Below are 10,812 nucleotides of genomic sequence, written 5' to 3'. Positions count from 1 at the left end.
CATGCTATTGGCAGGCTCAAACACGCGTCGGGGTGATTTTATGCGGTGGCAGCGGATCACCTGTGTCAGTGACGAAGTTCTGATGACTTATGAAATCATATATACAGATTTCAATTAAACCTTAAGTTTGAAACGATTGGCTGGTGTGCTGGCGAGAGGCTTGTTGACTCATTAAGTCTGAGCGGTGGTTTGCTGGCTCCGGAGCAGGTGTCGCATAATGCAGATAAATTCACGGACCCTTTCATAGGAAGGGCTGAAAGTGAAGGCGTTTGGGCGTCTAAAGCTGCCGTTCGGGTCAATGGCTCATTGTTGGACTTCTATCAAGACTATGCATGGAGAAGAAATAAAGCGATCAAGTCTTCGAGGGGTATTGTGCATATGTCTAGAAATATTCGAGGGCAAATTGTTCTGGGCTCAATTCGCTTGAATGCTGCTTGCAGTGAGAAAGTTGACTGGTATTCGCTCTTCAAGATATGGTGCGAAATATTTCCTCCTCAGCTTGGAATGCTGCATCTTTTCAGTGGGGCTGAGCTGGGTTCTCACGAGAGAAATAACAGTTTTCAAGTGGGTTCATTTAATGCGGCCTTGAAGCCCGACGTGCCAAATATTGGCTGGGCGATGTTTTATGGAGATGAGTTTGTCCAAGAGGTTGATGCTGATAAAATCGCAGCGTCAGGCTTTCCTAATGAAAGAATAGGTAATGGCTATTTGGTGAGGGTTACAAATAGCATTCAAGACTTGGTGGGCGATTTATCTTTATTTTCAAGGCGTCGCGCTGAGCTTAAGGATTTGTTTCGAGAGGGTTTTTCCCTGATCAATCACGAACCTTCGATTTGAACATAATCAACACCGGTCCTGCGCCGGTGTTGTTTTATTCGCGGTTAGCGGCGGGCAGTAGTTGCCTATCCACAATCCTGCCTCGCTGAACTCCCTCAGAGGCTAACACGCAGCGCTTATTGGCCCCTGGCCGTCCAATGGCTGCGCCACCGAACCGCCAGGGGCTTTTTGTTGTCGGCTGGCTCGGGTCATCCAGTGTGTTGTGACGGGCTGAAAACCCGCATTGGGATGCTTTTATTCGGTGACAGCGGATCACCTGTGGCGACCCGCGTGCAGGCCGCGCCAGGTCAAGCGTTACGCATGTACCGAGGGCGACCTGCGCGCGTTCGAGGCGGGCAAGCAGACAGTCGAAGCCCGCAAAGCGAGCGAGTCAGCCGAAACTTATGGCGCGCGAGTGCGCAATAGCCCCGCTTACAGGGACGCCATGCAGGCCTATGGCACCGGCAGTGATCTGCAGCGCGCCGCCCAGGCGGTGACCGCAGCCCTTCAAGGCTTGGCAGGTGGCAACCTGGCCGGTGCGCTGGCAGGTGCCTCGGCGCCCTACCTGGCCCAGCAGATCAAGCAGGTTGCGGGTGACAACGAGACTGCGCGCCTGATGGCCCACGCCGTACTCGGTGCGGTGGTGGCACAGGCTCAAGGCAACGCCGCCGCTGCCGCCGCTGCCGGCGCCGCAGGTGCGTTGAGTGGTGAGCTGATCGCCAAGCAGGTGTACCCAGGCAAAGCCGTAGACGAACTGAGTGAAGACGAAAAACAAACGGTTTCGGCACTGGCCACGTTGGCGTCCGGCCTTGCCGGGGCGGTCGTCGGGGGTGATGCGAGCAGCGCCTTGGCGGGTGCCGATGCGGGCAAAAATGCGGTCGATAACAATCATCTGACCCTGGATGGGCGGATGTACCTCAAGCAAAAGGAGCGTGAATACGCATCGGCCTGCGGCGGGGCGGCGGGGGCGTCGGACGATTGTCAGAAGCGGGCTGATGAAATCGGCAAGTTGCGCAAGCTGGGTGACAGTGTGCTGGAGACTGAGCACACCGTTGTCGGTTCGGAAATGGGGCCTGACCAGTTCACCCCCGCCCAACCAGGCGATATCGTGGCGTGTGCGAACTCGAGCAACGGCTTCTGCCAGGTTACCGATGAGGCGATACAGACGCCTGCTGGCAAGGAATGGAAACTGGTCGCGGCCAGTGATGCCGAGGCCGCAGGACAGGCTCAGCGGGACAAGATGGAAGTCGACCGTGCGACGATGGCGGCCGAGAAGTTCGGACTCGACGCCTACAACGCAGGGTGTGGCAGCTCTGGAGTGATTGGCGTGGCCTGCCAGCTCTTTACAAGCTTGGGCGGCGCAAATCCGATCAATGGGTATGAGCCTACTACTGGCGATAGAGTGCTGGCCGGTGCCGGAGCCATTCTCAACTCGCTGGGGTTGGTGGGGGCAATACGTGGCGGTGGGGTGGGTGGTAGCGCGGCGGAGAGTTCGGTAGGCTCTGGTGCAAAAGTAATTCCACCAAAGAATCAAGCGACAATCGGCGCTATTGCAGATAATGAAGCCGGAGGGTTTTCTTACTACGATCAGTTTAAAAAAGCTGACGGTGGTTGGGATTGGCCGAAAGAATTAGGTTTCTCTGGTGATCCTATTAAAATCACATTGCCAGTGGGTACTAAATTGGACCGTTATGGTGGACTTCAAGGGTCTTTCTTATCACCTCAAGGTGTTCCGTTTGAACAACGAGCATTGGCGCCTGGCTCAAAAGCCGAGAAATACTATCAGTGCGAAGTACTTAAGCCATTGCCAGTCGTTCAAGGAAAGATTGCTCCTGCCTTTGGTCAGCCTGGCGGAGGTACTCAAATTCTGCCTGACCTTTCTGAAAGATTTAATGTTGAAAGATTAGTGAAAGAAGGTTATTTGAGGAGGACTAATTGATATGAGCTCGACGATCGAAGAAATACAAGAGGCTATTTACTCGTTGGGTGAGCGCATTGGAGCTCCAAGGTCTCTTTTGATTGTAAGAGATAGCTCTCCAGAAAATGGAAGCCCTCATGTGGAGATTAGATCTGACGGGTTTGACTATGTGTGTTCAGAGAGGTGTTTTGAAATATTTAGAAAGCGTACGAATTCTTTGGATGAGTTGATGTACTGGATAATTAGTGGTGTGGCCTTTAACTTGGCTTCAGACTATGAGCTGGCTAATAGGAGTGTTGGTGCTGACTCGCGGAGGCTGCTGTTTTCCCAATACGTGTCAATTCTTGGTCGTGTCAGTGATGAGTGGGAAAAAAAGGCCGCTGATGAGGTTGAGTCAATATTAATTAACGCTCCATACTCTGATGTATAATGTCGAGAAAAACTAAGTAGGTGCAAAAGGCGGGGGTGAGGTTGCCTCTAAGGGCGGATAAGGCTGTGTTTATAACTGCATTGTTGAAGTTGCGACTCGTTATGTTGGAGTGAGTACGCAATAGCCCCGCCTACGCGAGCCTGACATTTCCGTACAAAGCCTAAGGCTCGCTGGCTTGTGCCATTCAGTGTTTGCGACATCTCTGTTCGTAAAGCGCCGGGCGTAAGTCGCCCGTCGGGCACATTTTTGTGCGTTGAAAAGCAGGGAAGGTCGATCCGCTCTTGGGAAATTTCCTCTTCGATTTAGGACGCATCGTGCATTCGGCCCCCTCGGCCAGGGTGAACAATACGCCCCCAGGCCCGCAATGGCCGCCTCGCGCGTCTACTCGTACTGCGAGCCCTGAAACCGCTCAACGAAGAGGACAACGCCATGCAAAATGCCCTCGTGGTCGACGATCACCCTTTTATCCGCGCCAGCGTGTGCCTGCAGTTGCGCCAGGAGCGCATGGACATCATCGGCCAGGCCGACAACGGCGTCGATGCCGTGCAACTGGCCCGCGAGTACACCCCCGACCTGGTCATCCTCGACATCATCATGCCTGGCCTCGATGGGCTGCAGGTCATGGCCCGGTTGCGGGCGCTGCCACAGCCGCCGAAGATCCTGGTGCTCACCTCGCAACTGGCCGAGTGTTTCTCGTTGCGCTGCATGAAGGCCGGGGCCGCCGGGTTCGTGTCGAAGTCCGACGACCTCTGCGAGCTGAGCAAGGCGGTGCTGGCCCTGCGCTCGGGGTACAGCTATTTCCCCGAGGTGTCGCTCAGTTCGGTCAATCGCCAGGACATCCACGCCAGCGAAGCACAGCGCATTTCCTGCCTCAGTGACCGGGAAGTGATCATCCTCCAGCACCTGTCGCGGGGCCTGAGCAACAAGGCCATCGGCGAAACCATGCTCCTGAGCAACAAGACCATCAGCACCTACAAGGCCAGGTTGCTGGAAAAACTGCGGGTCGGTTCGGTGATCGAGCTGGCCGACGTCGCCCGTCGCAACCTGCTGATCTAGTGGCCATTGCGTGGGGCTGATGCGCAAGGGGCTGCTGGCTGTGCTGCTGTGTTGCGCACCGCTGCTGGCCGCTGATCCATTGCCGCAGTTGTACGGCCGCTCGAGCCTTTCCGGCCCTCGGCTGACGCCGGACGACGCGCAACTGCGCTGGCTATGGCAACGGCAGCAGCTCAGGCTTGCGGTGGTGCGGCCGGACAACCCGCCGCTGGACATCCTGGGCACCGGGCACGACTACGAAGGGATCAGCGCCGACTATGCCGGGCTGTTGGCCGGGCACCTGCAGTTGCCCGTGCAGATCCAGGTGTATGGCTCGCACAATGCCGCGATCAAGGCGCTGCGGGCGCACCAGGTGGACCTGCTGGCCAGTGTGACCGCCCGGCAGGCTGGCGATGGCGGCCTGAAGTTGTCGCAACCCTACGCGCAAGACCTGCCGGTGGTGGTGCTGCGAGAGGACGAACCGGCGGCCGATGTGCCCTTGCGCCTGGCCATGCGTGAGGGCTACCGCGAGCTGGGCAGCATCCTCGCGCGATTTCCCCAGGCGCAGGTCCAGGTCTTCCCCTCCACTCGCGCAGCCCTGGGCGCCCTGGCCTTTGGCCAGGCCGACCTGTTCCTGGGTGGCGCACTGGAAAGCCAGTACCTGATCGGCAAAGGGCTGGTGGGGCCGCTGGAGGCCTTCGACAGCCCCGACCTGGAAAGCCAGCCGCTGGGGTTCGCCATGCACCCGGACGATACGCCCTTGCACGGCCTGGTCGATGCGGTGCTGGCCAGCATCGAGCCGCAGGAGCATGCGCGCATCCGTCGCCGCTGGGGTGGGCAGGGGCTGGTGGAGCGTGGCCCGCTGCAACTGAGTGACAAGGAGCTGGGCTGGGTGCAGGGCCAGGGGCCGTTGCGGGTGCTGCTCAACGATCAGTACCCGCCCATCAGCTACCGCGATGGCGAGGGGCGACTGCGCGGGCTGGCGGTGGATGTGTTGCAGCGCATTGGCCGGCGCACCGGCCTGACGTTCGACCTGGTGGCTGGCGGTACCCTGGAGCGCATGATCGAGCGTACCGCCCGGGGCGAGGCCGACCTGATCGCCGGTATCACGCCCAGCGATGAACGTGAGCAGCACCTGGCGTTCAGCCGCAGCTTTGCCAGCTCGGCGCGGGTACTGGTCACTGCCGACAGCAGCGCGGCGGCATCCAGCCTGGAGCAACTGGCCGGGCTGCGTCTGGCCGTAGCCCGCAGCGGCTACCCCAAGGCGTATCTGCGCCAGCACTATCCGGGCATCCAGCTGGTCGAGGCCGACGGGCCGGTGGATGCGGTCTGGCGGGTGGCCAGCGGCCGTGCCGAAGCCGCGCTGGTGCCCTTGATCGGGGCCCGGGCCTTGACCGAGCGGATGGCGCCGACACGCCTGAAGATCAGTGCCAGCCTCAGCCTGGATCCGGCCTATTTCGCCTTCGCCAGCCCACGGGGCGCGCTGGAGCTGCAGGCGATCCTCAACAAGGCGCTGCTCAGCCTGTCACCGCAGGAAATGGACGCGTTGGCCCGCCGTTGGCGCAGCGAGGTGATCGTTGCCGACAGTTTCTGGCAACGCTATCGGTTGCAGGTGCTGCAAGGTTTTGCCGCCGTCGCCCTGTCGTTGCTGCTGGCGCTGGCCTGGGTCCGCTACCTGCGCCGGTTGGTGCGCGTGCGCGAGCAGGCCGAACGTGAACTGGCCGACCAGTTGGCGTTCATGCGCGTGATGATCGACGGTACGCCGCACCCGATCTACGTCTGCGACCAGCACGGCTGCCTGCTGACCTGCAACAACAGTTACCTGCAGGCCTTGCAGGTCAGCCAGGCGGCGGTCATCGGCCAACCCCTGGGCCAGAGCGAGGCATTGGCCTGGCAAGGCGCCTGGCGCGAGGTGCTGGCCAGCGGCCGGGTGCAGGTCGAAGACCTGCAGGTCAGCCTGGCCGCTGGCCGGCAACGGACCCTGTCGCACTGGATGCTGCCTTACCGCGGCCTGCGTGACGGCCAGGCCGGGGTGATTGCCGGCTGGATCGATGTCACCGAGCGCCAGCACCTGCAAGTGCAACTGCAGGCCGCCAAGGACGATGCCGACAGCGCCAACCAGGCCAAGACCCACTTCCTCGCCACCATGAGCCACGAGATACGCACGCCGCTCAATGCCGTGCTGGGCATGCTCGAGCTGGCGTTGCGCAAGGCCGAGCAGGGGGTGCTCGACCGCCTGTCGATCGAAGTCGCCTCGGACTCGGCGCGCAGCCTGCTCGGGCTGATCGGCGATATCCTCGACGTCACCCGTATCGAAACCGGCCACCTGCAGCTGGCACCGCAGCCGGTGTGCCTGCAAAAGCATGTGGCCGAGGTGGTGCAACTGTTCGAACAGCAGGCGCGCAGCAAGGGGTTGCAGTTGCTGCTGGAGCTGGAAGGGCCGGCAGACGCCGAGGTGTCGCTCGACCCGTTGCGCTTCAAGCAGGTGCTCGCCAACCTGCTGAGCAACGCGATCAAGTTCACTCACCGTGGCAATGTGCGGGTAAGCCTGCGCAGCATCGCCCAAGGGGGCACGATCGCGGTCGAGCTGACGGTGGAGGACACCGGTATCGGCATTCCCGATGCCGAGCTGTCACGGCTCGGCGAGCTGTTCTGGCAGGCCAGCAACAATCGCCAGTCGGCGCGGCGTGGTGCGGGCCTGGGCCTGTCGATCAGCCGTACCTTGTGCGAGCTGATGGGCGGGCACATGCACCTGCGCAGCACCCTGGGCGTGGGTACGCGGATCGACCTGGCACTGCGCCTCGAGCGGGTCGACGCCCGCGAGGCGATGGCGGCGCAGGAGGCGCCCGACACCTTGCCGGTCAAGAGTGAGAGCCTGCGGGTACTGGTAGTCGATGACTATCCAGCCAATCGCCTGCTGCTGGCCAATCAGCTGGGCTACCTGGGCCATCGCGCCAGCGTCGCCGAGGATGGCGCCCAGGGCTTGCGCGCGTGGTTGCAGGGCGATTTCGATGTGGTGATCAGTGACTGCAACATGCCCGTGCTCGACGGCTACACCCTGGCCCGGGCGATTCGCCTGCACGAGCGCCGCCAGGGGCGCCGGGCCTGCCGGGTGCTGGGCCTGACGGCCAATGCGCTGGTGGGCGAGCGCCTGCGTTGCGAGCGCGCCGGCATGGACGCCTGCCATTTCAAGCCGTTGGGGCTCAAGGCCCTGGCCTCGGCACTGGTGGGCATGCAGCGGGTGACTGATGACGCGCCCGTCGCCGTGGACAACGGCGTTGACCTGAGCAACCTGGAGCGCCTGACCGGGGGCGACCCACCGGCGCTGCACGCACTGCTCAACGACCTGCTGGCGAGCAATCGCAAAGACCTTGCCCAACTGCTCGACCATGGTCAACACGAGGACCTGGCTGCACTGGTTGCGCTGGCTCATCGGATCAAGGGCGGGGCGCGGATCATCCGTGCCCGTGCGGTGATCGAGGCCTGCGAGCAGGTCGAGCGCAGTTGTGCCGGCGGTTCGCTGCCGCCCGGGCAACTGCAGGCCGTTTGCCAGGCATTGGGTGAACTCGAACGGGTGTTGCAGCGCTACAGCACACAGAATGGCGCCGCACGTGGCAGTCACGTCGGCCAGGTTGAGCAGTGAGGGGTGAAACATGGAGGTAGACGGGTTGCGGGTGCTGGTGGTCGAGGAGCACCGCTTCCAGCGGGTGATAGCGGCGAAGACCTTTGGTTTCCTGGGGTGCGCCGAGGTGTTGCAGGCACAGGATGCCAATGAGGCCCTGCGGTGCCTGCAGCAGGCCGGGCGGGTTGATCTGGTGGTGTGCGCCCTGACCGGCAGTGACGACGGCAGCATGGACACCCTGGAGTTCCTTCACCGGCTGGGCAAGGCCAGGCTGGCAGTTGCGGTGCTGTTGACCTGCAGCCTGAGCCCGAGCATGCGTCGCGGGGTACAGCAGCTGGTGGAACGGCTGGGCATGCGTTTCATCGCTGACATGGACCCGCCCTTGTCGGTGGAAATGCTGCGCCAGTGCCTGCCGAGCCCGCTGCCGGCCATTAGCGCCTCATCTCGCCCGGTGATGCTATGGCCAGGTGAGGAAGGGGTGCGCCGCGGCATGCGCGATGGGCAGTTCACGGCGTTCTATCTGCCCAGTTTCGACTTGCGTGACGGGCGCATCACCGGTGTCGACCTGGTGCCGTTCTGGCACCACCCGTTGATGGGCGTGTTGGCGCCGGAGATCTTCCTGCCCGCAGTGGAGCGTTGTGGTTTGCTCGATGAGCTGGCGCTGTTGCTGCTGGAGCAGGGCCTGGCCCTGTACAGCGAGCTGCAGGCCGAGGGGCGCCGGTTGCGGATTACCCTGCGCTTGTTGGGGCCGCAACTGCTCGACCGCTCGCTGGTGTTGCGTATCCGCAGCTTGTTGCACCAGCAGCGGGTCGATGTGCGTCACCTGTGCTTCGAGCTGACCGGGCGCAGCCTGTACCACATCACCGTGGTGGAGCTGGAGAACCTGCTGCGCTTGCGGGCGCTGGGTTGTGAGCTGAGCCTGGCCGAGTTCGGCAGCGACCAGGCGGGCAGCCAGCTGTTGTGCCAGTTGCCCTTCACCCGCATAAAACTGGCCGAGCGCTTCATTCGCGGCTTGCCCCACGAGGCCCGCTGCCTTGCGGTGGTGCAGAATTGCCTGGGCCTGGCGCTGGCCCTCGACCAGCACCTGACGGTGGTCGGGGTATCCAGTGCCGAACAGCACCTGGCCCTGCTGGCGATGGGCTGCGAAAGCGCCCAGGGCGACTACCTGGCCTTGCCGCTGGACCGCGAAGCGCTGCTGCGGCGCCTGCGCAGTGACCTGCGCCTGGCGCCGCCTGGCTAGGTCAGATATGCCCCAGCAATACCAGGATCAACAGCACCACCAATACCACGCCGACGATGCCGGAAGGGCCGTAGCCCCAGCTGCGCGAGTGGGGGAAGACCGGTAAGCCACCGATCAGCAGCAGGATCAGGATGATGATGAGGATCGTGGTCATGGCGGAGTCCTTGCGTGGTTAAGGGGTCAAGGGCCTCTGAACAATGCTGGCCGCTCTTTATTTGCGACCAGTGTGCAGGGGTAAAGATTCAATCGGCTGTGCCCCGGGATCTTCCGATACCCCCACATTCAGCAGCCTGATGCCGCACCGGCGCAGCCCTGCTTGTCGCTAGACTGCCGGGCATTCCCACTGTTCAGGACAAGGCGCCGACCATGCACAAGCGAATGATGATCACCGGAGCCGGCTCCGGGCTGGGCCGCGAAATCGCCCTGCGCTGGGCCCGTGAGGGCTGGCAGCTGGCGTTGGCCGATGTCAACGAGGTGGGCCTGCGCGAGACACTGGAGCGGGTGCGCGCCGCGGGGGGCGACGGTTTTGTCCAGCGCTGCGACGTGCGCGACTACAGCCAGCTCACCGCCCTGGCCCAGGCCTGCGAACAGCGCCTGGGCGGCTGCGACGTGATCGTCAACAACGCGGGGGTGGCCTCGGGCGGCTTCTTCAGCGAGCTGACGCTGGAAGACTGGGACTGGCAGATCGCGGTCAACCTGATGGGCGTGGTCAAGGGCTGCAAGGCGTTCCTGCCGCTGCTCGAACGCAGCCACGGGCGGATCATCAACATCGCCTCCATGGCCGCGCTGATGCAGGGGCCGGGCATGAGCAACTACAACGTGGCCAAGGCCGGGGTGCTGGCGCTGTCGGAGAGCCTGCTGGTGGAACTGCGCCAGGTCGGGGTGGCGGTGCACGTGGTCTGCCCGTCGTTCTTCCAGACCAACCTGCTGGACTCGTTCCGCGGGCCGACCCCGGCGATGAAAGCCCAGGTGGGCAAGTTGCTCGAAAGCTCGCCCATCAGCGCTGCCGACATTGCCGAGTACATCCATGCACAGGTGGCCGCCGGCGAGTTCCTTATCCTGCCCCACGAAGCCGGGCGCCAGGCGTGGCAGCTCAAGTGCCAGGCGCCACAGCGGCTGTATGACGAAATGGCCGATATGGCGGTCAAGATGCACGCAAAGGCCGGTAGAAGCGCTGGTTAAGACAGATTTGTTGTAGGACTTTTTACCGCTCAGGGTAGGCCGGGTCTATTTCTCTAGGGAGTGATTGAGTAGGACAAAGCCATCAGGGCAGGCTCCGATTTTTCCTATGGCTGGAGGATCGGAGCATGTTGGTAATCGGACGTGAAGTGGGCGAGGTGATTTACATCGGGGACGACATCAGCATCCAGGTGGTGTCGATCGAGAATGGCCAGGTGCGCTTTGGCATCAGCGCACCGCGCAACATCGATGTGCACCGGGTGGAGGTGTACAAACGGATCAAGGAGCAGCAGGCCAAGGCGCGTGCCTGAAAGGGCCTAGGGCGCCAGCAACTCCGCTGGCACATCATGCCGGGCCAGCAGCTGGCATTGCTCGCTCTCGAAATCGAACAGGATGAATGCCTGCTTCCTGGCCAGCGCCTGGCGCACCCGCAGCACACGGGTTTCCAGTGGCGTGTCGTCGCCGTTGTCGGTGCCGTCGCGGGTGACGAAGTCCTCGATCAGGCGGGTGAGGGTGTCGGCTTCGAGTTGCTCGTAGGGGATCAGCATGGCGATGGGCAGTGGTGGTGGGAATCT

Annotated in this window: 10 protein-coding genes; 8 read left to right on the top strand and 2 right to left on the bottom strand. The window is 62.1% G+C overall.

Annotated elements, in window-relative coordinates:
* Positions 1 to 189: 189 nt before the first annotated feature.
* From L6D77_RS03295 to L6D77_RS03270, 6 genes are all read left to right on the top strand, one after another.
* Complete coding sequence (locus tag L6D77_RS03295) at positions 190 to 837, top strand: hypothetical protein (RefSeq protein WP_232880820.1); 648 nt, start codon at positions 190 to 192, stop codon at positions 835 to 837.
* Between the two features lie 424 nt (positions 838 to 1,261).
* On the top strand, positions 1,262 to 2,755 hold the full coding sequence (locus tag L6D77_RS03290) for a glycohydrolase toxin TNT-related protein (RefSeq protein WP_232880829.1): 1,494 nt from the start codon (positions 1,262 to 1,264) through the stop codon (positions 2,753 to 2,755).
* 1 nt (position 2,756) lies between these two features.
* The gene (locus L6D77_RS03285; protein ID WP_232880831.1) at positions 2,757 to 3,164 is read left to right on the top strand and encodes an Imm63 family immunity protein; all 408 of its coding nucleotides are present in this window, start codon (positions 2,757 to 2,759) and stop codon (positions 3,162 to 3,164) included.
* Between the two features lie 429 nt (positions 3,165 to 3,593).
* On the top strand, positions 3,594 to 4,220 hold the full coding sequence (locus L6D77_RS03280) for a response regulator transcription factor (RefSeq protein ID WP_232880833.1): 627 nt from the start codon (positions 3,594 to 3,596) through the stop codon (positions 4,218 to 4,220).
* 19 nt (positions 4,221 to 4,239) lie between these two features.
* Positions 4,240 to 7,839, top strand: a complete 3,600-nt coding sequence (locus L6D77_RS03275; RefSeq protein WP_236169966.1) for a transporter substrate-binding domain-containing protein — start codon at positions 4,240 to 4,242, stop codon at positions 7,837 to 7,839.
* A 10-nt stretch (positions 7,840 to 7,849) separates the two neighbouring features.
* On the top strand, positions 7,850 to 9,058 hold the full coding sequence (locus L6D77_RS03270; protein ID WP_232880849.1) for an EAL domain-containing response regulator: 1,209 nt from the start codon (positions 7,850 to 7,852) through the stop codon (positions 9,056 to 9,058).
* Between the two features lies 1 nt (position 9,059).
* Here the strand turns inward: L6D77_RS03270 and L6D77_RS03265 are convergent, their stop codons facing one another.
* A complete protein-coding gene (locus tag L6D77_RS03265) occupies positions 9,060 to 9,212 on the bottom strand; it encodes a DUF3309 family protein (RefSeq protein WP_110996334.1) in 153 nt (50 codons plus the stop codon).
* A gap of 212 nt (positions 9,213 to 9,424) precedes the next feature.
* Between L6D77_RS03265 and L6D77_RS03260 the strand changes: the two genes are divergently transcribed.
* Both L6D77_RS03260 and csrA read left to right on the top strand, forming a co-directional pair.
* Positions 9,425 to 10,240 (top strand): SDR family oxidoreductase, encoded by an 816-nt coding sequence (locus L6D77_RS03260; RefSeq protein WP_232880851.1) that lies wholly within the window; start codon positions 9,425 to 9,427, stop codon positions 10,238 to 10,240.
* A gap of 125 nt (positions 10,241 to 10,365) precedes the next feature.
* Positions 10,366 to 10,548 (top strand): carbon storage regulator CsrA, encoded by a 183-nt coding sequence (gene csrA / locus L6D77_RS03255; protein WP_232880853.1) that lies wholly within the window; start codon positions 10,366 to 10,368, stop codon positions 10,546 to 10,548.
* Positions 10,549 to 10,554: 6 nt separating this feature from the next.
* Here csrA and L6D77_RS03250 read toward each other — a convergent pair whose 3' ends face one another.
* Positions 10,555 to 10,785 (bottom strand): YheU family protein, encoded by a 231-nt coding sequence (locus L6D77_RS03250; RefSeq protein WP_110996347.1) that lies wholly within the window; start codon positions 10,783 to 10,785, stop codon positions 10,555 to 10,557.
* Positions 10,786 to 10,812 lie beyond the last annotated feature (27 nt).

Source organism: Pseudomonas parasichuanensis (assembly GCF_021601385.1).
GTDB lineage: Bacteria > Pseudomonadota > Gammaproteobacteria > Pseudomonadales > Pseudomonadaceae > Aquipseudomonas > Aquipseudomonas parasichuanensis.
Note: the sequence above shows the minus strand (reverse complement) of the source record. Positions and strands in the feature narration are given on the sequence as shown.

Excerpts from the sequence above, each read along its gene's own strand:
- L6D77_RS03270 (WP_232880849.1), top strand. The coding sequence starts at position 7,850 with ATGGAGGTAGACGGGTTGCGGGTGCTGGTGGTCGAGGAGCACCGCTTC.
- L6D77_RS03280 (WP_232880833.1), top strand. The coding sequence starts at position 3,594 with ATGCAAAATGCCCTCGTGGTCGACGATCACCCTTTTATCCGCGCCAGC.
- L6D77_RS03285 (WP_232880831.1), top strand. The coding sequence starts at position 2,757 with ATGAGCTCGACGATCGAAGAAATACAAGAGGCTATTTACTCGTTGGGT.
- L6D77_RS03290 (WP_232880829.1), top strand. The coding sequence starts at position 1,262 with ATGCAGGCCTATGGCACCGGCAGTGATCTGCAGCGCGCCGCCCAGGCG.
- L6D77_RS03265 (WP_110996334.1), bottom strand. The coding sequence starts at position 9,212 with ATGACCACGATCCTCATCATCATCCTGATCCTGCTGCTGATCGGTGGC.
- L6D77_RS03250 (WP_110996347.1), bottom strand. The coding sequence starts at position 10,785 with ATGCTGATCCCCTACGAGCAACTCGAAGCCGACACCCTCACCCGCCTG.
- L6D77_RS03260 (WP_232880851.1), top strand. The coding sequence starts at position 9,425 with ATGCACAAGCGAATGATGATCACCGGAGCCGGCTCCGGGCTGGGCCGC.
- csrA (WP_232880853.1), top strand. The coding sequence starts at position 10,366 with ATGTTGGTAATCGGACGTGAAGTGGGCGAGGTGATTTACATCGGGGAC.
- L6D77_RS03275 (WP_236169966.1), top strand. The coding sequence starts at position 4,240 with ATGCGCAAGGGGCTGCTGGCTGTGCTGCTGTGTTGCGCACCGCTGCTG.